At 61.0% G+C, this 22,871-nt stretch carries 18 protein-coding genes and 1 pseudogene; 11 read left to right on the forward strand and 8 right to left on the reverse strand.

Going from position 1 to position 22,871, the window contains the following annotated elements:
• The first annotated feature begins 128 nt into the window (after positions 1-128).
• Positions 129-1,326: pseudogene (locus PMI04_RS10405) on the forward strand (TonB-dependent receptor).
• On the opposite strand, the gene PMI04_RS10410 reads toward PMI04_RS10405, so the two are convergent.
• Positions 1,289-1,945: a cation transporter gene (locus PMI04_RS10410; protein WP_007712193.1), complete on the reverse strand. Its 657-nt coding sequence runs from the start codon at positions 1,943-1,945 to the stop codon at positions 1,289-1,291. The pseudogene PMI04_RS10405 and the gene PMI04_RS10410 overlap by 38 nt on opposite strands.
• A gap of 64 nt (positions 1,946-2,009) precedes the next feature.
• Here PMI04_RS10410 and PMI04_RS10415 point away from each other — a divergent pair, with 64 nt between their 5' ends.
• On the forward strand, positions 2,010-2,414 hold the full coding sequence (locus tag PMI04_RS10415; RefSeq protein WP_007712194.1) for a helix-turn-helix domain-containing protein: 405 nt from the start codon (positions 2,010-2,012) through the stop codon (positions 2,412-2,414).
• Between the two features lie 178 nt (positions 2,415-2,592).
• On the opposite strand, the gene PMI04_RS10420 is transcribed toward PMI04_RS10415, so the two are convergent.
• From PMI04_RS10420 to PMI04_RS10430, 3 genes are all read right to left on the reverse strand, one after another.
• Complete coding sequence (locus PMI04_RS10420; RefSeq protein WP_007712195.1) at positions 2,593-5,667, reverse strand: alpha-L-rhamnosidase; 3,075 nt, start codon at positions 5,665-5,667, stop codon at positions 2,593-2,595.
• A 45-nt stretch (positions 5,668-5,712) separates the two neighbouring features.
• Positions 5,713-6,963, reverse strand: coding sequence for a family 1 glycosylhydrolase (locus PMI04_RS10425; RefSeq protein WP_007712197.1), 1,251 nt, complete (start codon positions 6,961-6,963; stop codon positions 5,713-5,715).
• A 68-nt stretch (positions 6,964-7,031) separates the two neighbouring features.
• Complete coding sequence (locus tag PMI04_RS10430) at positions 7,032-9,359, reverse strand: TonB-dependent receptor (protein WP_007712203.1); 2,328 nt, start codon at positions 9,357-9,359, stop codon at positions 7,032-7,034.
• Between the two features lie 186 nt (positions 9,360-9,545).
• Between PMI04_RS10430 and PMI04_RS10435 the strand changes: the two genes are divergently transcribed.
• Positions 9,546-10,199, forward strand: a complete 654-nt coding sequence (locus PMI04_RS10435) for a TetR/AcrR family transcriptional regulator (protein WP_157178159.1) — start codon at positions 9,546-9,548, stop codon at positions 10,197-10,199.
• 27 nt (positions 10,200-10,226) lie between these two features.
• On the opposite strand, the gene PMI04_RS10440 is transcribed toward PMI04_RS10435, so the two are convergent.
• Entirely contained in the window at positions 10,227-11,294 is a 1,068-nt protein-coding gene (locus tag PMI04_RS10440; RefSeq protein WP_007712206.1) for an aromatic ring-hydroxylating dioxygenase subunit alpha, read from the reverse strand.
• 88 nt (positions 11,295-11,382) lie between these two features.
• On the opposite strand from PMI04_RS10440, the gene PMI04_RS10445 reads away from it, so the two are divergent.
• Positions 11,383-12,327 carry a LysR family transcriptional regulator gene (locus tag PMI04_RS10445; RefSeq protein ID WP_007712208.1) on the forward strand — a complete coding sequence of 315 codons (945 nt, stop codon included), beginning with the start codon at positions 11,383-11,385 and terminating at the stop codon, positions 12,325-12,327.
• Here PMI04_RS10445 and PMI04_RS10450 read toward each other — a convergent pair.
• The 3 genes from PMI04_RS10450 to PMI04_RS10460 are packed head-to-tail and all read right to left on the reverse strand — an operon-like array spanning position 12,314 to position 16,135.
• Positions 12,314-13,243 carry an NAD-dependent epimerase/dehydratase family protein gene (locus PMI04_RS10450; RefSeq protein ID WP_007712210.1) on the reverse strand — a complete coding sequence of 310 codons (930 nt, stop codon included), beginning with the start codon at positions 13,241-13,243 and terminating at the stop codon, positions 12,314-12,316. The genes PMI04_RS10445 and PMI04_RS10450 overlap by 14 nt on opposite strands.
• A complete protein-coding gene (locus tag PMI04_RS10455; protein ID WP_007712212.1) occupies positions 13,240-13,794 on the reverse strand; it encodes a cupin domain-containing protein in 555 nt (184 codons plus the stop codon). The genes PMI04_RS10450 and PMI04_RS10455 overlap by 4 nt, the downstream gene beginning before the upstream one ends.
• 58 nt (positions 13,795-13,852) lie before the next feature.
• A complete protein-coding gene (locus tag PMI04_RS10460) occupies positions 13,853-16,135 on the reverse strand; it encodes a TonB-dependent receptor (protein WP_007712213.1) in 2,283 nt (760 codons plus the stop codon).
• A 124-nt stretch (positions 16,136-16,259) separates the two neighbouring features.
• Here PMI04_RS10460 and PMI04_RS10465 point away from each other — a divergent pair, with 124 nt between their 5' ends.
• From PMI04_RS10465 to PMI04_RS10495, 7 genes are all read left to right on the forward strand, one after another.
• Positions 16,260-17,174: a LysR family transcriptional regulator gene (locus PMI04_RS10465; protein ID WP_007712215.1), complete on the forward strand. Its 915-nt coding sequence runs from the start codon at positions 16,260-16,262 to the stop codon at positions 17,172-17,174.
• A gap of 81 nt (positions 17,175-17,255) precedes the next feature.
• Positions 17,256-18,371, forward strand: coding sequence for an FAD-dependent oxidoreductase (locus PMI04_RS10470; RefSeq protein WP_007712217.1), 1,116 nt, complete (start codon positions 17,256-17,258; stop codon positions 18,369-18,371).
• 43 nt (positions 18,372-18,414) lie between these two features.
• Entirely contained in the window at positions 18,415-19,317 is a 903-nt protein-coding gene (locus PMI04_RS10475; protein WP_007712222.1) for a VOC family protein, read from the forward strand.
• Positions 19,318-19,320: 3 nt separating this feature from the next.
• Positions 19,321-20,478: an alpha/beta fold hydrolase gene (locus PMI04_RS10480; protein ID WP_007712225.1), complete on the forward strand. Its 1,158-nt coding sequence runs from the start codon at positions 19,321-19,323 to the stop codon at positions 20,476-20,478.
• Positions 20,479-20,531: 53 nt separating this feature from the next.
• Entirely contained in the window at positions 20,532-20,945 is a 414-nt protein-coding gene (locus PMI04_RS10485; RefSeq protein ID WP_238535953.1) for a hypothetical protein, read from the forward strand.
• Positions 20,946-20,979: 34 nt separating this feature from the next.
• A complete protein-coding gene (locus tag PMI04_RS10490; RefSeq protein ID WP_007712231.1) occupies positions 20,980-21,771 on the forward strand; it encodes a cyclase family protein in 792 nt (263 codons plus the stop codon).
• A 2-nt stretch (positions 21,772-21,773) separates the two neighbouring features.
• A complete protein-coding gene (locus PMI04_RS10495; RefSeq protein ID WP_007712234.1) occupies positions 21,774-22,742 on the forward strand; it encodes a fumarylacetoacetate hydrolase family protein in 969 nt (322 codons plus the stop codon).
• Positions 22,743-22,871: the final 129 nt, after the last annotated feature.

A 22,871-nucleotide genomic window follows, 5' to 3' on the forward strand; every position in this document is an offset into this window, starting at 1 on the left:
ACGGATGGGCCGACATGCCCGGCTATGAGCGCTTCACGGCCCGACCACGGCTGTTTCTCGATGCTGCCGATGGCACCAAGGCCTTGTTGACTTTCGGCGCGATGGCAGAGCAACGCGACGGCGGAACGATGCCAGGCGCGAATGCGCTGGACGGATCGCCTTTCGCGCAGACGCTGCGCAGCCGACGCTACGATCTGGGCCTTACTGCCGAAACGCCCCTGGAAGGCATCGGGACGCTGCATCTGCGCGCCTCAGGCGTCACCCAGTCGCATCGCCATGTGTTCGGCGACACAGTGGAGAATGACCGCCATCGGACGGCATTTGCCGAGGCGTCGATCGGCGGCAAGGCAGGCGCGACAACATGGCTGGCAGGCGCTGCGGTCCAGCTGGACGACTATCGTTCCAAGGCATTCTCGGCCTTCGACTACAGCTACACCGTGCCCGCGCTGTTCGTGCAGGGCGAGCAGGAGCTGGCTCGCAGGCTGACCTTGGCGGGAAGCCTGCGCTGGGACGCTCATAGCGATTATGGCTCGCACCTTAGCCCGCGCCTTTCCGCGCTTTATCGGCCCGGTGCTTGGACGATCCGCGCTTCGCTCGGGCGCGGCTTCTACGCGCCGACGCCGTTCGTCGAGGAGACAGAGGCCAACGGCCTCGCGCGCCTGCTACCCTATGGAAAGCTCAAGGCGGAGATTGCTGACAGCGGATCGATCGACTTCGGCTACGCCAGCGGACCGTTCGAGGCGAACCTCAGCCTGTTTGCCTCCAACATCGACCATGCCCAGCAGTTGCAGACGGTGGACGCCGTTGCAGACGGTGGACGCGGATCATATCACACTCATCAACGCCAATGGCGTAACGCGGACGCGCGGCGCCGAAGTGCTGCTGCGCTATCATTGGCAGGGTCTTTCTCTAACCGGCAGTTACGTCCATGTTGCCGCGAGCGAACCGGATCCCGATGATCCGGGACGCCGCACCGTGCCTCTGACACCGCGCGACAGTGCAGGCCTTATCGGCATGTGGGAGAAGGAAGAGCGCGGCCGCTTCGGGATCGAGGCCTATTACACCGGGCGGCAATCGCTGGACGACAGTCCCTACAGGTCGCGAAGCAAGCCCCATGTTCAACTCGGCGCGATGGGTGAACTGATACTGGGCAAGGTCAGCCTGTTCCTCAATGCTGAGAACCTGCTCAATGTGCGGCAGACGAAATATGACCCGCTGCTGCTGCCACGCCGGGCGGCGACGGGGGCATGGACGGTCGATGCCTGGGCACCGACTGATGGGTTCGTCCTCAATGGAGGGGTGCGGATTCGCTTCGGCGGGGAATAGGCACGCGCCTCAGTTCACCACGGGCCTGGCGGATGATCTGCCATCCGCCGGACAGGGCAAGGCCGGCCATGATCGCCGCGACCATGATGTCCGGCCAACCCGTGCCAGTGCCGAACACGCCCAGCGCTGCGGCGACCACGGCGATATTGCCGATCGCATCGTTGCGCGAGCAGATCCATACCGAGCGCCGGTTCGCATCACCCGCTCGGTGACGCCACAGCATCGCGGCGCAGGCAAGGTTGGCGACAAGCGCTATCATGCCCACAATACCCATTGTCTCGGCAGCAGGAACTAAGCCCTGCGTCGCCATCCAGATGGTGCTGCCCAGCACCCACAGACCGAACAGCAGTATCGATACGCCCTTGACCATCGCAGCCCGCGCCCGCCACGCCAGCGCCATGCCCGCGACACCAAGGCTGATCGCATAATTGGCAGCGTCGCCCAGAAAGTCGAGCGCGTCAGCTTTCAGTGAAGCTGACCCGGCGGTGACGCCGGCGACGATCTCCACGCCGAACATGACCGCATTGATGGCAAGCGCAATCCACAGCACGCGCCGCCAGGCTGCGTCACTGAGCTTATCCGTATCGTCCTGTGATCCGCTGCAGCATCCGCCAGCCATATGCATCTCCTGTTTCGGTGATGACAGGCTATATAGTCCCTGTAGCAACTACAGGGTCAAGGGTATGGCATTCACGATCGGCGACATGGGCAAGGCGACCGCCACGAAGATCGAGACGATCCGCTATTATGAGAAAATCGGTTTGCTACCCAAGCCGGCGCGCACAACGAGCAATTACCGGGATTATGGGCATGCGGAACTTGGCCGATTGTCCTTCATCCGCCGCGCCCGCGATCTCGGGTTTTCGCTCGATCAAGTCCGGGCGTTGCTCAGCATCTCAGGCGACCGCAGTTGTGATTGCGCCGGGATCGACCGGATAGCCAGAGAGCATCTGCTAGAAGTGGATCGCAAGCTTGCGGACCTTACTTCGCTTCGCAAGGAACTGAAGGCCGTGATCGATTCCTGCGATGGCGGCATCGTTGCTGATTGCCGGATTATCGAGGCGCTTGGACCTGTGCTGCCAGCCTGACGATCACAATTGCTGGCTCTCCCAGGTTCAAAGCAGCTCGTCTCCTTCCGGCAAGTCTGGGGCATCCGGAATAGGGAAGCAGACGGTCCACTCTTGGAACGCAGAAATTTGCGGCTGAGCGTCCGGCGTGGGTCGGTTGTACCGCCGCACGAACAGCTCGATCCGGGGTGACAATACGCTATATTATAAAGTGATGATCGCCTGGTCCCACGGTGCGCAGACCGTCAGGTAAAGCGATATCCGCCCTGCTATTTGCAGGCACCGTCAGCTCAAGCTTCACAGCGTTTGCCTGATAGGCCCATCGGGTCTCAATCAATCCCCTGACGCTGATCAGTTTCGTGCTTGCCTGTGGCACACGAGCGTCAAAGACGGGGGCAACGCGAAACCGCGCGAAGCCCGGTTCGACAGGTTCGATGCCGCCCACTCGCCGGTACAGGAAGCCGCAGACGGCACCCAGCGCATAGTGGTTGAAACTGTTCATCGCGACATCGCCGGTGTCGCCATTCCATCGCTCCCATATCGTCGTAGCGCCCTTGCGCGCCATATAGCCCCAGGAAGGAAATTTCGTGCGCAGCAGCAGATCGAAAGCGAGCCGAGTTTCTCCCACATCGACCAGCGCATCGAGCGCCAGCGGCGTGCCAAGGAACCCCGTTGTGAGCAGCGTTCCACGCTTGCGAATATCTGCCGCCAAGAGCGAGGCGGCTTTCGCGCGAAGCGCCTGCGGAACCAGATTGAGCCGGAGCGCCAGAATATAACTGCATTGGCTGCCGTTTCCGACTCTTCCGTCATCACGAACAAAGGCCGATGCGAAAGCGCTGCGGATCCGATCATGATGCGCGCGCCAAGTTCCGGCCTCGTCAGCGCGGCCCGTCCATTCCGCCATCTGCGCAATCTGCTCCACGGAGCGAGCAAGCATGGCTGTAGCGATAAGCGCCTTGGGGGTCGTCTCGTCCATCGGCGACTTCGCATCGAGCGCGAGCCAGTCGCCAAGATCTGCTCCACGCCCTGTCGACCACAGGCCATCGGGGTTTTTTGCGATTATGCCCTGCGCATAAGCGGTCATCGCCTGCCAATTTTCGTCGACGATCGTGCGATCGCCGCTGTGCAGATAGGCGGTATAGGGGAGCATAACACCGGCATCGCCCCAGCCTGGGGTCGGGCTGTCGGTGCCCCAACCCAGCCCCTGCGGAGAAGGGGTCCAGAGTGGGTAGGCGCCATTGCTGGCCTGCGCGTCGCGCATCGTGCGGGAGAAGGCGCGGGTATAAGCCCCGACATCCATGTTGAAGCTGGCGGCATCCCAGAAAATCTGCGCGTCGCCGGTCCAGCCAAGCCGCTCGTCACGTTGCGGGCAATCGGTCGGAATTCCCATGAAGTTGGAGCGCTGGCTCCACAGCGTATTCAGCCAGAGCTTCTGGACGTCCGGATTGCTGATCTGAAACGTCCCAATTTCAGGCATGGCACTCGAAAGGACCAGGCCAGCGATCATGTCCGAAGTTAGCGTGCTGACCCCGCTGATCTCCGCATAACGAAAGCCCTGGTAACTGAAGACGGGTTCGAGCGTCTCCGATCCGTCTCCGCGCAACCAATAGCGATCTTCCGCCCTTGCCGCCCGCAGGTTTCGACGGTCGAGCTCGCCCTGCTCAGACAAGATTTCAGCATGGCGCACGGTGATCGGCTGCCCTGCAACGCCCTTGACCTGAAGCCGCACGCGACCCGCAAAATTCTGGCCGAAGTCGACAATATGGCGTGCTTCGCCAAGCTTGCGAATGGTGACTGGCGGCAGTTGTCTGATGATGCGTACCGGCTCGGCAAGTGCCGCCGAAATCGGGGCAATTGGCGTCGGCGCCGTCCAGCACCGATCCCATTTGCTATCGTCGAAGTCCGGACGATCCCAGCCCTGGGACTGCGATCGCAAATCCTGGTCTTCGCCGGCGTAAATTTCCGACATCAATATGGGGGCGCGCGCGTGTCGCCATTGGCCGTCGGTGATGATCCGCTCGATCGAGCCGTCGGACCGGGTCAGTTCCAGCATCAATTGCAGTCGGCGGGGCGCACCGCCAAATGCATAGCGGCCGTCGGGCGCCTGGTAGCTCGCATAATAGCCATCGCCGATCACAGCACCGAGGCAGTTGGTGCCCTTTTGGATCAAATCGGTAACATCATAGGCGCGGTAGGGAATGCGAACGGCGTAATTGACAGGCTCTGCCTGCAGTTCATCGTCATTTACCCGGCGTCCGTTGAGCGACAGGCGATAGCCGCCAAGCGCTGCCGCATAGAGCCGGGCTTGGACAATCGCACTATCGTTGGAGAAGCTGCGCCGCAGCAATCTTGCCGGCGTGGGAGGCCAGGGGAAAATGGGCTGTGAATCCAGCAGCGGCGCCACCACCCAGTTTTCTGCCTCGCCAAGGCGGGTTTCCCAGCTGCCGCTCAACCGTTCGCTCGAGCCACTCAATGCAGGAAGACGGATCTGTCCGGCAATCGAGACGAATGGCTTGATGAAGAAGCCCGGTGCAGGCGCAATATCCAGGCTAAGCAGATGATCACCGGCCGGGAGCTGCAAGGCGAGGCGTGTTGCAGGCGCGCCGCCAAAAGCATTGGGATCGCGCGCAGGCAAGGCGAGTGGTTTGCCGTCGAGCTCCAGCCGTGACATCACGCCATCGCCGAAGATGGACAGCAGCGCGTCGCCTGCATCGCTGCGAAAGGCCAGACGAAAGCTGCGCGGCTTGTCGGGCGCAGGGGCGTTGCCGCCTACCCATTGGACACCGCTGAGCCGGTCTTCGCGCTCGACGGCATCTTCGGCGGCCAGCCAGTCACCCGTCCAGTCCTTCGTCTCGAGAAGGCCCATTTCCCAAGAGGCTGGGTCGCTCCAGCCGGTGTTGCCCTTTCCATTCCAGACCTGCACTTTCCAATGGCAGGTCTCGCGCGAGCGCAAGGGTCTGCCTTCATACCGGATGCCCGTGCAGGCGGAGCCTTTGATGCGCCCGCTGTCCCATATGTCGCCGACATTGCGTCCAAGCAAAGACGAACTGGACGCGACGAGAATGCGATATGCCGACTGCATCGTCTCGTCAGGGCCAGTGATCTGCCAGGACAGGCTGGGATGCCGGTCGTCAATTCCGATCGGGTTCTTCCGCATGGCGGCACGCAACTGGGTGGCGCCGAACCGCAGCGTCGATGCGGCTCGTGCCTGATTGGCGCTCAAGCCCAGAATTGCGCTGGTCGCCATGAAGGAACGACGATCGAATATGGGCATGGGCAGTTCCTTGGAAAATCAATATGCGTCGGGCGAGGGAACGGGTCAGATACTGTTGTCTCGCGCGTACCGGCCAAGATGCAAGCCGCTTGGCTTCAATGTGCGGCGGAAGTTCGTCCTGTCGACAGCTACCAGCCCGAATTGCGCCGTATAGGCCCTGTTCCACTCGAAATTATCGAGCAGCGACCAATGGATATAGCCGCGCACGTCCACGCCATCGGCGATCGCTCGCGAGAGACCCGCGAGCGCTCCGTCGATATAGGCGATCCTGCGGCCGTCATCGGCAGTCGCCACGCCATTTTCAGTGACGATGATCGGCCGCTTGGTGGCTTTGGAGACCCAGCGTACCGTGGCTTCGAGCGCCTGTGGATAGAATTCCATCTCGGTTTGCGTGAGTTCCGCGCCGGATGCGGGCGGCAAGTCGATATCATTGCCAACCACGGCTCGGCCATAGGTCTGGACACCCACGAAATCATCCTTGGCGACCGCGTCGAACCAGGGCGCATAGACCTCCGCAATCTTGCGTTCCAACCCGTTCGCGCCAGGAGCGGATTGTTCGTCAGCAACAGAGAGGCTCAGCCCCAATTGCAGATCGGGGCGCACGGACTTGATCGCCTCGATGGCTCGGCGATGAGCCTCCGCCTGTATTGGGCCGGCACGGCGGATGTCAAAAATCGGCGTCGATGAAAAGCGGTCACTGCCCACCGCCTTGGCGGCGGCTGCCGAAGCCTGGATGAAATATGGCATGGTTGCGCGAAAACCGGGCTGCCATGATAGTTGGGCGGCCAGATTGGGCTCGTTGAAGGTAAGCCCATGACTATAGTTCGGACCCAGCGCCTTGGCAGCCCGCTCGCAAAAGCGCAGGAAATGATCGACATTGGCCTGCTCTTCCCACCCGCCCTTTGCTGCGAACCAGCGCGGGACGGTGAAGTGCGAGTAGGTGATGAAGGGCTTCAGGCCCAGCTCGACGCATCCATCCACCATACGGCGATAATGGTCGAGTTCAGCGTTGGAATATTCTCCCTGCTCCGGTTCGATGCGCGACCATTCGATGCCGAAGCGATAGCAGTTGAGGCCCATCTGCTTGACGAGTGCCATGTCCTCACGCCAGCGATGATAGCTGTCGCAGGCGTCGCCGGAGGGCGCTGCAAAGCTGTTGGGCGTCAGATGCTCCATGACCCAGCTGTCGCTGTTGACATTATTGCCTTCCACTTGATGGGCGGCGGTGGCTGCCCCCCAGAGGAAGTCAGGACGCAGCTTGCGACGCGCGGCGAGCGCAGGACTGGCAAGCATCATCGCAAGACTCCCTCCGGCAAGCTGAAGCATGGAGCGGCGTGAGAGCGCAAAGGGCATATCATCCATCCTCAGAACCGGAACTGAATGTTGGCGCCGATGGTGCGTACGGAATCGAACCCGAATTGCTGCTGATAGGTGGCGACGCCGGAGATCGCGTCGCCGGAATCCAGCCCGATGAAGTTGGGATTATATTCGTTCGTGCAATTCTTGCAGAAGATCGACAGGCGCATGCCATTATCGATCCGCACGCCTGCGCTCGCCCCGATCAGATCGGTCGTCGGCACAGTGGCGCCTGGGGCCTGATTGATGAGGTAATTGATCGGGGTCCGATGGTACCAGTTGCCCTCGATGAAGGGATGCATGGTCCCGTCCGTCTGGAACTCGTAGCTGGCCTGGAGGGACGAAGTGAATTTCGGCGCGGTCGGCGTGCGCTTGCCGCCGGCGTTGAACGAACCGCTTGTTGCGCAGCTGGCGTCGGCTTGACCCGGATAGCATTCGGCGCCCGCAAAATCCTTGAACTTGGAGCTGAGGAAGGTCGCCGACCCGTTGATCGAGAGCCCACGGAACGGGTTGGCATTGACGGTCAGCTCGACGCCTTTGCTGATGACCGATGCCGCGTTCTGGACCACGAAGCTCTGCAGCTGGGTGTCGAGCGACTGGGTCTGGTAATTCTTGAACTTCGTATGAAAGAGTGATGCGTTGACCACGAGATGGCGATTGAACCAGCTCGTCTTGGCGCCGATTTCGGCGGTGTTCGATTTTTCCGGCTTGACCAGCAGCGAGGTCGTTGCGGTTGCGCCGGTGTCATTGAAACCGGGGCCCTTATAGCCGCGACCATAGGAGGCATAGATCATCGCATCGCGCGCCACCTGATATTGGCCGCCCGTGCGCCAGCTGAAATCGGTATGGCCATAGGATTGCGCAATTTCGCCGGGCACGCCGAGGGTCACAAAATAGGCACCGCGATTCTGGTCAAGATCGATGCTGATTTCGTCGCGCGTGACGCGGCCGCCGGCGAAGAGCTTCAGCGCGTCCGTCAGGGCATAGGTCAACTGCCCGAATGCAGCATAGCTGTCGGTCTTCATCCGATAGCGATTGTCCCGCCCGAGGAAATAATCATTGCTGACCGAGCAGGTGGGAGGAAAGGCGCCGGGCACTGCAGCTGCGCCGACGCAGAAGGGGAATGTCGGCAGCAGGAAGTCGGGCAGATAATTATTGCCGGCAATCTGGCTGCGCTGATCGATCGTCGAATGGAAATAATAGAGGCCGGCCTGTCCCGTCAGGCGGTTTCCGGCCGGCAGGGCCACGCGCAGTTCGTTCGAAAACTGATCATAGTCGGCATGGGAATAGTTGATGTTCGCGCCGTTGCTGTTGGTGAAGTCGGTATCGAGCTGGGCGTCGAAATTATAGAATTTCCAGGCAAAGATATTGCTCACGACGAGGCCACTGTCTGCGGTGTAGGAGAGCGAAGCCTGGGCGCCGCCCAGCTTCAGGTCACGCCAATATCCGCCGTCGCCCGCGAAGGTGAAATTCTTGTCGCCTGGAACGATGCCAGATGCTGCAAGCGGGGCTGCATTGACACTTCCCTCGCCAAGCTCGCGATAGGTGCGGTCATAGATGCCCGCGACACCGTGAGATTCGGCATATTCGCCGATGACATAAAGCTCGAGCTCAGGCGTGATCTCCTGGAGATATTTGGCGCGGACCCCATATTGCTTGCGATCCAGGTCGTTGCGGACACCGCCGGTACCGACGAAATTGGTGCCAGGCTCTTCCACGGAATAGGTTCCGTTGATCCGCAATGCTGCGGTGTCGCCGACAGGAATATTGACCGTCTGTCGCGCAATCACGGACCAGGCCTCCGCATCGCTGCCCGGCGTGCTGCGATTGTTGAGCTCCAGGTTGGTCTCGCTGCCGAAACTGCCGAGCTTGGGACGGGTCGATACGACGTTTAGAAGTCCTGCCGAGGCATTTTTGCCAAAGAGAAGCCCTTGCGGCCCGTTCAGCACCTCGACCCGTTCGACGTCGTTGAAAAGTCCCTGGGCAAGGAATGGCCGGCCCAGATTGACGTCGTCGAGTGCGGTCGCCACGCTGGAATCGATCGTGGTCGCAAAGGCCTGCGTCCCGACCCCGCGAATGGCAAAGCTGTTGTCATTGCCGACCTGTAGGCTGGGCGCCGCCAGCGCGACTTGGCTCAAATCATTGAGGTTGCGCGATTTGAGCGTGTCGCCGCCAAGCGCCGTCACGCTCACCGGGACATCCTGAAGCCGTTCGGCGCGACGCTGCGCGGTCACGACAATGTCGGTCACGCCCTCGTTCTGAGCGGTTTCCTGTGCATAGGCTGTATGGGCGACGGAGATCAGGCTCGCGCCAACAAACAATAGTGCCTTCCGCATTTCATCCTCCCTATTTTTGCGCAGCTCGTCCTGCACTTGCCGACCGCTTTGGTCTTTGTCATAAAAACAGTCAATCCTGATTGTTTGTATGGATATCGATCCATTTTTGTTATGCATGCGGTCAGCTGTGATAGATGAGAGGATGGCCGCCGGCGCCAAGCGTCGGCGACCTGTTCATGAAGGAAGATGATGGATCGAGCAGCGCCCAGGGTCAGGCGGACTCAGGAAGAACGGACCACCCAGACGCGGCTGGCCCTCATCGAGGCGACCATCGCTTCGATCGGGGACCATGGATATGCCGGTGCCAGCACTACGTTGATTGCACAGCGCGCGGGTGTCAGCCGCGGTGCGATGCTGCACCATTTCGCCACGCGCGCGGCCTTGATGACGCAGGTGGTGCGCCACGTGTTCGACAATGAAATGGCAGAATATGAAGCGATCCGCGTGCGCACGGGAATGGGCGACAATCTGTTCGATTGGCCCAGCTTGCTCTGGTCGGTACTTAGTCGCCCTCCCGGCATGGCGGTACTCGAAATCCTTCAGGCGACCCGTAGCGATCCTGAGCTCGCCGCGCTCGTCGTGCCGATGCAGGAGGAGGTCGAGCAATCGGCTCTGGCGGTGATGCGGGGCGCTTTTGGCGGCGATGAAGCGCTTGCCCGAACGGTCATGCGCCTGATGGTGTGGTCCGTGCGCGGTTTGTCCATTGCGGACCGTTATCTGCCGCACCGAGCAGAAACTGAACATGCCATCCTCCTCCTAGGAGAGATGATGCGCCTGGCAGTGCCCGATGGGCGGATGGAAAAGATGCGCGCACTGATCGAGGGAAAGACGAAGGGATAGGAGCATCATCGCCCCTATCCCATGCCCTCAGGCTTCCACGGCCTCTCGCTCCTGTTCGGCCCGAAACAGGTGCTGGATGAACTGGCGCGTCTGTCGGCCGCCAACATCGCTTGCGATGTCGATCAGCTGCCGCCCTGGCTCTCGCGCGATGCGCCGCTGCTGCATTTCCAGAACGGCCTGGTCTTCCTTGAAGGTGCGCGCCGTCTGTTCGAAGACTAGGTCGGGAATGTCGCCGCGCGTGATGTTTGTCGCCATCGACCAGAAATAATGGGTCGTCGTCTCGGTCTCCGGGGTGATGCCATGAAAGCCGAGCATCGAGAGACCATGGGATCTATCGCCATCATAGGCGCCCGTCCCTTCGTCACATGCGCCGGTATGAATGCGGATGAAGACCGGCTGGAACTCGATCTCCTGCCAGCGATCGACGAGCCCCTTGAAGCCCGCAGCAGCCACATAGGTCGGCGGGGGGACAGAGGAAGGCATTTTTCGCTCGACGCGAACACCATTTGGCAGGCGGGTGGATATCGTCGGGGTCTTGAAATGCAGTTCCGGATCGCCCCCGATGGTCGAGGGGTGGATATAGGGCAGGTGTGACAAATCCATCAGATTGTCGACCAGCAGCTGCCAATTGCCCTGGACATCATAATGGGCGCTCCGCCAGGCCCAGGCTGGATCTTGATGATAGGGATGATCGGGAATGATCGCGATGTCCGCCTTGTCCGCATCCCCCATCCAGATCCACAGGAGTGCGTCCTTTTCGACCAGTGGGAAATGGCGAACGCGCGCAGTCCTGGGTATCTTGTCCTGTGCGGGGATATGCACGCAGGCACCGTCCGTGCCGAATTCAAGGCCATGATAGGGGCAGCGAATGCTCTCCCCAATCACGACACCCTCGCTCAGCGGCATGGCCCGATGGCAGCAGCGATCCTCGAGCGCAGAGACTTCGCCGCCTTCGGTGCGAAACAGCACGAGCGGTTGCCCCAATATGGTTCGGGAGGTCCGGCTCCCTGGCTGCAATTCATGTCCCCAACCCGCGACATACCAGATGTCGTGGAGGAATGATGATCCGACCGTTGGCCCCGACTGCGCGCTCACATCGCTCTCCTGTCTTATTCTCAAGAAAGCCTAGCGCGCTGCCAGCCAATCAATGTAAATAGTTATATCGATATGCTGGATCAGTTTCATGGATTACCGTAGGCTCGACCTCAATCTGCTGGTGGTGCTGGATGCCTTGCTGGAGGAACGCGGGGTGCACGCGACCGCGCGGCGGCTCAACATGAGCCAGCCGAACGTCAGTTTCGCGCTGGGCAAGCTCCGGCAATTTTTCCAGGACCAGTTGCTGGTGCGGATCGGCAACGCCATGCACCCCACACCCATGGGCGACCGATTGCGGGAACCGGTCCGACGCATATTGGAGATGGTCGATGCCGATCTGCTGGGGCTGCCGGTCTTCGACCCGCTCCATGCGGAACGCTGCTTTTCGATCAGCACATCCGACATCGGCGAGCTCGTCTTCCTGCCGACCCTGCTGGAGGTGCTCAAGGAACGCGCGCCGCGTGCGACCCTGCGCTCCCACTCGATGCCGCCCCATGAGCTGGAGCGCGCCATGTCCGACGGGGTGGTCGATATGGCCATGGGCTATTTCCCGGATCTCCAGGGTAGCAATTTCCTGTGCCAGACATTGTTCGAACACCCCTTCAGCTGCATCCTGCGCAAGGATCATCCTGAGGTGGGTGACGCGCTTTCGCTCGAGCAATTTCTGGGGCTCGGCCATATCCTGGTGTCGCAGAAGGGACGGAGCCAGGAACTGGTGGAAATCCGAATGCAGCAGCTTGGCCTATCCCGCCGTATTCAACTGCAATCTCCCCATTTCATGAGCGTTCCGCTGCTTGTCGCCGGGTCCGACCTCATTTCGACCGTGCCGCATGCGGTCGCTGCCATCTTCGCCACCATGGCGCCACTCAAGCTCTTGCCGCCGCCTTTCGAGACGCCGCTGATAAGTCTCCAGCAATTCTGGCATCGGCGTGTCGATCGCGATCCGGCGATCGTCTGGTTTCGTAGCCTCGTCGCGGAGCTCTTCCTCGGCCGTGATCCGTCGATGCCGGCGGGTCGCGCTATAGGGCGATAGAGGCCGCCTCAGCGCAAATCGAGGCGAACACCGAAGCAATCAGCGCCTCAAGGCTTTCGTCGGCCCGGAAGCCGGCCTTGGTCGCTGATGGCGTTACAAGAGCGGGCTGGGATCCGAACAGGCACTGAAGCTCAGGATCGGGCGCATGAACGACCTGCGTCGGGTCTGAAAACAGTTGTTGGACCAGCTGTCCGATGGTGACATGCAGAGCCGGGCAGGTCAGGCTTATGCCGTCCTCGATGTCGCAATGAAGCGCATGGATCAGGTTCAAGGCTGCCCGCCGCGCAGACAATATCCAGATGCTGGCATCTGCCGATACGGGCAAAGTCATCGGCCGCTGTTCCAGCGCCGCGTGGAAGAGGTCGCTCATGAAAGCAGAGGCGAGACCGCTTGGACCCATGGGGCGAGCAACGATACCTGGCAGGCGCAGCCCGACAGCTTTGATGCTCCCTCGACGAGCGAATTGCGTCAGTGCGATCTCGATCATGCGCTTATGTGCGCCATAAAGGGTGGCCGGCGCGGGCACCGTCTCATCATCGACGGGTGAAGGCGTCGGCCCCAATATCGCAATCGAGCTGGCATAGACGAAGCGGCACGGGCGCTTGGCCTGGTCCATCTGCTCGAGGATGGCGAGCGGGGCATCGACATTGATGCGGCGAGCAAATCCGGGCGTCTGCTCCGTCGCGCCTCCAGGAACGGCGGCGAGATGGATGACGCGGTCGACCCCTTCGAGCAATGCGTCGAGATGCTCCGTGGTGGCCAGGTCGAAAGCGACGGCTTCAAATCCGCTGCCGATCGGTATGGGGGGCGCAGTTAGATCCGTCAGCCTGACAGCGCCATAGCCACCCTCATCGGCCAACAGGCGCGCCACTTGGCGGCCGACAAAACCGGATGCCCCGGTAACCAGCAGGGTCATGCCAGATCGTCGTCGAGGACGCCGTCGATGAGGATGAAGGCGATCCGGCAAGGTGCGCCGGAACGGTTGATCCAGCCATGATTGGTGCCACGCTGAATGATGATGTCGCCGGCATGGGCAACGGTCTCGCCCTCGTCCATCATCAATGTGATGCTGCCCGAGAGCAGGATGCCGTAATCGATCGAACGGGTCCGATGGAAACTGGCATGCCGATCGGATGTCTTGCCGACATGCGCGTCGCTGCCGCCGATCGCATCGAACACGGCATCGAAATCCGCCCCGGCTTGCTCCGGCGGGATGTCCAGGACACGGATGCGTGTCCCGCCCGGCGGCGGCGCCAACAGCAGATGCGTTTCTGCAGGTTCGGCGTCGTTCCGGTCAAGGATGGCGGGTGTCTGCCTGGTGTTCCAGACTTCGTGGAACACCAGGCCCTCCTCCCCCAGATTGTCGAAAACCCGGACCGGGGGCGCATCGCTGGCGATGCGCGATCGTCGATCTGCATCATGGCCGGTTACGATACGACGGAAAGATGTGCCGGGTTCTGTACCCATATATTCTCCTGACGCTCGCGCGAGCCAGAGGCTGACGCGCGAGCTGATTTGGGATCGACTAGAAGCGGAAACCGGCGCGCACGCCATAGGTGCGGGGCGGCCTCAGCTGATTGTAAATGACGCCGGGCTTCGCCGGACTCTGCAGCGAATTGGCAAACACCAGCTCATTCTCGATATTGTTGATGAAGCCGGTCAGGGAGAAATTGCCCGACGGGCTTTCATAGGTGAGCCGCGCATTGGACATCATGTAGGAGCCCTGCCGCCCCAGCTCGAGGAAATCGAGCGAGAGATAGCGGGACGTTTCGATCCGCGTATCAGCTGCCGCAATCAGCTTGCCATGATCGCCGAGTTGGAAGCTATGTTCATAGCCCAGATTGAACACCCACCTGGGCGCGTTGACCAGCGGTCGACCCGAACAATCCACATCATAGATGCGGGCGGCCGGTGAGGCACCGGTCTGGCTCGTGGGCGTCACCGTGCAGCCGATGACCGGCGCCGTGCCGGTCGTCGAATAGGCCTGATAGGTCAGCTCATCATATTTGCTGTGCAGATACTGAATATTGGCCGAAAATTGGTCATTGCTCGTCGGCTGGAACAGCGCCTCCAGTTCAAGACCGTAGATGGTCGACTTACCCGCATTTTCCGTGGTGAAGACCGGGCCGTAGATCGCGCCCGCCGGCGTGCTTGCAACCTGGACTGGACCAAGATGCGAGATCTGCTGGTCTTTATATTTCCAGAGGAACGCTTCCGCGTTCAACTGGACCTTGTTGTCGAAGAAGCGATTCTTCGAGCCGATCGTATAGGCCGTCATATTCTCGGGCGCTGAATAGTTGCGCCCTGTCGCCGCAAACAGCGCGCCCGATTTGAAGCCGGTGGCAACCGATGCGTAGAGCAGCGATCGCGGTCCGACGTCATACTCCACGCCCGCCTTCCATGTGACCTTGTTGAAATCCACGTCGGTACGCGGATAGCTGACGATATCGAGGATGATCGGGGTGAAGTTGCCCTGCGCGGGATTGACGAAACCGACGAAGGGAAGCGTATGCGCCTCGGTTGCCTGGCGTTTTGCATCGGTTGTGTAACGCAGCCCGCCTGTCAGCCGGAATCTGTCGGTTACCGAAAAAGTCGCCTGACCGAAGGCCGCGAGGCTTTCGGTTTCCAGTTCCGAGTTGATCCGGGTGCCATTGCTGGCCTGGTCGAATAGCTGCCGGGCGCTCACATCTTCGGCGAAATAATAGCCGCCAACGACCCATTCGAGGGGGCCGTTATGCCCGCCCAGTCGGGTCTCGAGTGACATCTGGCTCGACTTTTCCTGGACGTCGATCAGGAAACTCGAGGCATAGGAGCGAAAGTCGAGATCCGTCTTGCGATAGGCGGGAATGACGGTGAGCGTTGCAAAGCCAAGATCGGCATTGAGCGTCAGCGCTGCGCCGAAGAAGTCATTGTCCTGATAGCCATCATCGCTGGCGATCGCCTGCGGGACCGGCGGCGTTGGCGAACGGGACACATAAGCCGCAATGACACGCGGATCGCTGGGGCCGAGCCGATGCTTTCCATCGAGCAGCGGCATGATCGTGCCGCCGGAACCCATGCCGCCCACATGCGCATAATCGACCGAAAGGGTGGCGTCGAAACCGGTGCCGGTCTCGCCACGCAATTGGGCGCGAACAGCCTGGCTATCCTCGTCATCATAGCCATCGCTGTAATAGCCGTCGCGCTTCACATATTGCCCCGCGATACGGAAGGCGAGCTTCTCACCCAGGGGCAGGTTGAGCGCGGCCGAACCCTTGATGGCATCGTAATTGCCATATTCCGCGTTGATATATCCCGACGTCTCCCCAAGCTTGGGCTTGGCGGTGATGACGTTGACGGCGCCGCCGGTGGCGTTGCGACCATAAAGGGTGCCCTGAGGCCCTTTGAGCACCTCGACGCGTTCGAGATCATAGAAGAGGCCGGCAGGTGCGGCGGGACGGGACAGATAGACCCCATCGAGATTGAAGGCGACGCCCTGCTCTGCAAAGGCATTGGCGCCAAAAGTGCCGACGCCGCGCAGATAGATCTGGGTGAAGGAAGCCGCAGGCGCCACCTGGAGCGCGGGCACGACCCGGGTGAGATCATTGGCCTGGGTGATGCTCTGCTGAACGAGCGTATCGCCGGCCACTGCGCTGACGGCTATCGCCGCCTTCTGCAAATTCTCGCTACGCCGCTGCGCTGTAACGATGATGTCGGCGATGCCGGATGCCTCGGCCTGCGCCGCCTCGCCGTTGGCCTGCTCCTGGACCAAGGCCGGCGTAACCGGGATCAATATCGCTGCAGCTGTCGCTAGTAGGGCCGCCTTCATGCCTGAATCCTCTCCTGATGTGCGCGCCCGGTTCGACGCATCTGTGAGGAAACAGTAGCGGCTTGATGGTCCATAGGTTAAATCGTTTGATCTTATCGTTATCCAATCATGAAATGGATGGATCATGCGTTTCCGCGGCCTCGACCTCAATCTTCTGGCTGTCTTCGAAGGGCTCATGCAGACGCATTCGGTGTCCGGCGCGGCGCGGCAGATGCATCTGAGCCAGCCCGCGATGAGTGCTGCCCTAGCCCGGCTGCGCGACTATTTCGGTGATCCCCTGCTGGTGACCCATGGCAAACGCATGTATCCGACCGCCTTTGCAGAAAGTCTCGCGCCGCTGGTGCGTGAATGCCTCGGCGGGATTGAGACCCTCCTTGCGACATCGGCCTCCTTTGACCCGGCTGTTTCGCAACGAACCTTCAAGGTCATTGCGTCCGACTATGTGATCACGGCGCTCGTGGCGCCCTTGATGGCGGACCTGTCCAGCCTGGCGCCTGGCGTGAGGCTGCAGCTGATCTCGCCCGATCAGCACAGCCCCGAACTGATCGGGGATGGAAAGGCGGATCTGATGATCAGCCCGCGCGAATTTCTCTCCGCCGATCACCCGACGGAATTGCTGTTCGAGGAAGAGCATGTGGTGGTGGGATGGGACGAGAACCCGTTGCTTCAGGCTCCCATCGACGAAGCGAAATTTCTGGGAGCAGGCCATGTTGGCGTCGCCATTGGTTCCCGGTCCAATATCGCCTTTGCCGATCGACATCTGGCGCTGATGGGCAAGCATCGCCGGATCGAGATATCGACCTCGTCCTTCACAACCGTTCCTTGGCTATTAGTGGGAACCCAGCGCCTGGCAGTCATGCATGAGCGGCTGGCGCGGGCGGCCATGCGCTTATTTCCGCTTACGTCGATGCCATTGCCTTTTGCCTTCCCTGTGATGCAGGAACTTGTCCAGTTCCATCAGACGCGCGCAGCTGACGAAGGGCTCAGCTGGCTTCGTGATCAATTGCGCCGTATAGCCTCCCATCCACAAGATGGATAAATTTCGATCCAAACAATCGAATTTTGATATTCAAAAGCGCGGCCTACACTTCTCCCATAACAGATTTGAGGAGAGGAACGCTTGGAAGCGCAGCGCATATTGGTCATTGGCGGTGGTATCGGGGGCCTGACGGCTGCGATTGCTCTCCGCGCCAAGGGGCACCAGGTAGATGTGATCGAGCGGGATCCCGACTGGTCTGTCTATGGCGTCGGCATCATCCAGCAGTCCAACGTCGTTCGCGCGATGGCGCAACTTGGCCTGCTGGACGATTATCTGTCTGCCGGAGTCGGCTTCGACGCGATCGAGATATTCCTTCCCAACGGGACGAAGATTGCCCGCGTGCCCTCGCCCCGGCTGGTCGAAGGGAAGCCCGCCAATGTCGGCATCGGTCGCCCAGCTCTCCACAAGGTGCTGGGCGACCGTACGCTGTCCAGCGGCGCGACCGTCCGTCTGGGCGTAACAGCCGAGCGCATCGTCGACGGAGCCGACTGCGTGACTGTCGATTTCTCCGATGGCAGCAGCGAGCGCTACGACCTGGTTGTGGGCGCGGACGGAGTCTATTCGCAGACGCGCGACCTCATTTTTCCCGATGCCCCCAAGCCCCAGTTCACCGGCCAGTCGGTATGGCGTTACAATTTCGCGCGCCCCGCAGGGCTGGATGCGCTGCAAGTCTATAACGGCCCAATCGGCGTTGGTCTCGTGCCCATCTCGGACGCGCTCATGTACATGTATGCGACCACGCCCGAGCCCGACAATCCGCGCTATCCGCTCGAGGGGCTGGCAGCGGTCATGCGTGCCAAGCTTTCGGGGACCGCGCCAGCCATTCAGGCGCTGGCGCAAGAGATCACACAAGATAGCGCTGTAGTCTATCGCCCGCTCGAAGGCCTGCTGGTCGAAGGGCCATGGCACAAGGGCAGGATCGTCCTGCTGGGAGACGCAGTCCACGCGACCACGCCGCATCTGGGGCAGGGCGCGGGTATGGCGATCGAAGACAGCCTGGTCCTGGCCGATGAACTCTCCAAACATGATGATCTGGAGAGCGTTTTTGAAGCCTATCATGCCCGCCGGTTCGAGCGGTGCGCCTATATCGTTCGGGCCAGCCTCGCCATCTGCCACGGTCAGATCGGCAAGGGGCCGCCTGTCGATAACGCGGCCGCCACCCATGAAATGTTCGAGATGATCGCCGAGCCGATCTGAGGCGGCAGTCCGCCTCCCATGCTTTTACCCAAGGAGTTATCTGATGAGCCGCGTTTCTGAAATTCGCTATGTCGGCTACGGCGTGCCCGACCTGGCCACCGAGCGGACCTTTTACGCCGATCAGTGGAAGCTGGTCGACGTAGGCGAGCAGGATGGCATGGTCCATTTTGCGGCCGATGGCGGCGAAGAGGCCTATGTCGTGCGCCTGCGCGAGAATGAAGATCGTCGCGTTGACGTGATCGCTCTTGCCGCTGAAAGCCAGGCCGATGTCGATGCGCTTCATGGCAAGGTGGTCGCCGCAGGCTGCCGGATTATCTTTCCACCTCGCAACCTAGCCACATTCGCGGGCGGCTATGGTTTTCGCTTCTTCTCGCTAGACGGCCTGCCATTCGAGATTTCCAGTGATGTCGAGCGGCGTACCGCACGAACGCTCAGCCGTTGGGACGGCATCCCACAGAAAATCAGTCACATCGTCCTCCATTCGCCCGATCATCAAGCTCTGGTCCGCTTCTTCGTCGACGTGTTGGGGTTCAAGATCAGCGACTGGCTGGGCGACTTCATGTGCTTCCTGCGCTGCAATGCAGCTCATCACCGGCTGGCCATCCTCCCGGGGCCTCCCTGTCTCAACCATGTCGCCTACGACATGCTGAGCGTCGACGACATGATGGTCGGCATCAACCGACTGCGCCAGAAGGGCACCGACATTCGTTGGGGTCCGGGCCGGCACACTGCGGGCAACAACACCTTCAGCTATTTCACGACGCCCACCGGCTTCGCCGTCGAATACACTTCTGAACTGGAGGATGTCGATTTCGAGTCACATGAGCCACAGGTCCATGTGCCCGGCCCCAAGGTGATGGATCAGTGGGGCATCGGCACCGGCGGTCCTCAGACCATGCCACATCCCGAGGCCGACAAGGGCCTCTTCCAGCCGGTAGAGGCCTGAACCATGGCGCTGTTCGAATATTTCCCCAACTATATCTGGAATCTCTCGATTTCGATCGCGATGGAGTCGGGCGCCCAACTCGGCGAAATCATCGACATGTGTCAGCCGATCCGGGATGCTGCCAATAGCGGCGCCGACGCCGGCACGCCCCAGTTCATGAAGGCCTGGGCGGCGATGGGCGACAAGCTGCTGGAACTAGCGGGAGAAGATGAAGCCAAAGGGCGCTATTTCTCCGCCTCGAACAAGCTGGAGCGGGCATCGCTCTATCTGATCACGGCCGAACGGATGCAGGGTCATGGCGCGCCCGGACGCGAGGCGACCTATGCCAAGGCGCGAGCGGCCTTCGACCGGTCGACCGCGCTTGGCCAGATCAATCGCGAGCGGGTGGAAATTCCGCTCGAGACCGGAACCATGCCTGCGCTTTTCACCCGTGCGCCCGGGGACGGCAGGAAGCCGGTAGTGGTGTTCTGCAATGGGCTCGATAGCTGCAAGGAGTTGCTTTACTGGAGCCGGCTCCCGGAAGAACTGGCTCGCCGGGGCATATCTACCCTATGTGTGGATCAGCCCGGATCGGGCGAGGCGCTGCGACTGCAAGGTCTGCCTGTCGATCCGCATAGCGAAAGCTGGGCCAGCAAGGCCGTCGACTGGCTCGAGCAACAGCCCGAAGTCGACCCAAAAGCGATCGGCATGACCGGCATCTCGCTGGGGGGGCATTTTGCGCCACGCGCGGTCGCCTATGAGCCGCGCTTTGCCAGTGGCGCGGTCTGGGGGGCCAACCATAATTGGCGTGAGGTGCAGGACAAGCGCATGTCTCGCGAAGGGGAGAATCCGGTTCCCCATTATTGGGCGCATGTCCATTGGGCGTTCGGTGCCAGCGATCAGGAGGACTTCCTGGCGAAATCGCAAGCCATGAATCTCAATGGCCATATGGACCGCATTGAGGTGCCATTCCTCGTCACCCATGGCGGAGACGATCGGCAGATCAGCGTCTCCTACGCAGATGATCTCTATGATCAGCTGATCAATTCACCTCGCCGTGAGAAGGTCATTTTCACTGCGCGAGAAGGCGGCGTCGAGCATGTCGGCGCCGACAATATGGCCTATGGCCGCGACCTCATCTCGGACTGGTTCGCCGAGACGCTGGGTGAGCACGCCCGATAATGACAGAGGTTGCGGTCATCAACGCCTATATCCGCAGGGAGACGCGCATCAGCATGGCAATCAACGCCTTGTTGTCGCTGGTGATCTTCTTTGCGGTGTTCGGAATCGGCCGGCCGGTGGAAAGCTGGGGCGTCGGGCAATGGGTGTTCGATTTTCTTCCGCAGAGCTTCATGATCGCCTTGATGAGCGTTCTCATTCCTGGTGCGCTCGCCCGACAAAAGCTCAAAAATGGGACGCTGGCGCCTGGTCCTCATCGCTCGGTCCTTCCGCGCAATCTGCTGGTGCGCGCACTAATCCTGGCGGGATTATCGGCTAGCATCGGCACAGCTTTGGTTGCCGGATTGGTCTGGATGACGGGTATGGCGACGATCGCCCCAATCCCTGCTCTGCTCTTCAAGACGACCTATGGTGCCATTCTCGCCCTGATCGTCACGCCTCCCGCTCTTCGCGCGGCTTTGGCCGCATGATTTCATCATATCCCGTATTTCAAGGAATGCCCCGATGACCCGCCGTTTCGTCGATCTGTCGATCACGCTCGACAATGATGTGGTTTCCGATCCGCCGTTTCTTCGGCCCAAAATAACCTATCAGGCGCATGGTGAAACCGTCGCCGAGCTCCAGCATTTTTTCCCTGGCGTGACGGCGGAAGACACGCCTGATGGCGCGGGTTTCGCCGCCGCGGAATGGGTGACGCTCACGACCCATAACGGCACGCATCTGGACGCGCCCTATCATTTCCATCCCACCATGGATGGCCGCGACGGCGAACCGCAACGCTCGATCACGATCGACGAAGTGCCGCTGGAATGGTGTTTCCAGCCCGGCGTGAAGCTCGACTTCCGCCATTTCCCCGATGGCTATGTCGCCACCGCAGCCGATGTCGAGGCCGAACTGGCCCGTCTCGGCCACAGCCTCCAGCCGCTCGACATCGTCCTGGTCAACACGGCCGCCGGCACGGCGCTGGGGCAGCCCGACTTTGTCAATCGCGGCTGCGGCATGGGCTATGAGGCGACCATCTATCTGACCGAGCGGGGCGTGCGCGTCACCGGCACCGATGCCTGGTCCTGGGATGCGCCGTTCAGCTACACTGCGCAGAAGGTCAAGGAGACCGGCGACACCTCACTGATCTGGGAAGGGCACAAGGCCGGCCGCGACATCGGCTATTGCCACCTGGAAAAGCTGCACAATCTGGAAAGCCTGCCCGGCTATGGCTTCATGGTCAGCTGCTTCCCGCACAAGATCAAGGGCGCGTCAGCCGGCTGGACCCGCGCGGTCGCAATCTTCGAGGAATAGAGATGCGCCTCGCCACTCTCAGCAATGGTCAGCCGGACGGCTGCCTGATCCTCGTCTCCCGCGATGCCTGTCGTTACCTGTCTGCAGTGGGCATTACGAACACGCTGCAGCAGGCGATCGAGCAATGGGACAGCGTCGAGCCGGCGCTGCGCCAGCTTGCCGACCGACTGGAACAGGGGGACGGCGATGTGCTGGACGAAAGCCGCCTGCTCGCGCCTCTGCCTCGTGCCTGGCAATGGCTCGATGGTTCCGCTTTCCCGCAGCATGGCGAACTGATGCAGAAGGCGTTCAACCTGCCGCCGATCGAGACCGACCGGCCGCTCATGTATCAGGGCCTGTCCGACCGCTTCCTGTCCGGAACGCAGGATGTGGTACTTCCCAGCGAAGCTGACGGCATCGATTTCGAGGGCGAGTTCGGCATCATTACCGATGCCGTGCCGATGGGCACCAGCGCGCAGGACGCTCTGCCCCATATCAAGCTGGTCCTGCTCATCAACGACTGGTCGCTGCGCGCGATCGCACCGATCGAGATGAAGACCGGGTTTGGCTGGGTCCAGGCCAAGCCCGCCTGCTCTGTCGCGCCCTTTGCGGTCACGCCCGATGAACTGGGCGACGCATGGCAGGACGGTCGCGTCCATCTGCCGCTGCAGGTGCACGTCAACGATGTCTGGTTCGGAAATCCCCATGGCGGCGAAATGGCGTTCGGCTTCCATGAACTGGTCGCCCACGCCGCCCGCACCCGCGATCTGGTCGCTGGAACCATCCTTGGCTCTGGAACGGTATCAAACGCCAATTTTGAAGAGGTTGGTTCCTGCTGCGTGTCGGAACGACGCGCCATCGAGATGATCGAAAAAGGTGAACCTCAAACCCCCTTCCTGAGCTTCGGTGATCACGTTTCGCTCGGCGTAGCTGGGAACAACAGATCCGTTTTTGGCAACATCAACCAACAGATCATTGCCGCAAATTTCTGATTCCCAAATTTTCATGCGATCCGGGTTTCTTTGATAGAACCAATTTTGTCAGGACCCGGCGTTGACGGGAGATGATTCGAATGGCCGACGTTGGTCGAGAGCCGTTGAACCGGAACGTCCGGAACTGGG

The sequence above is a fragment of the Sphingobium sp. AP49 genome, from assembly GCF_000281715.2.
Taxonomy (GTDB): domain Bacteria; phylum Pseudomonadota; class Alphaproteobacteria; order Sphingomonadales; family Sphingomonadaceae; genus Sphingobium.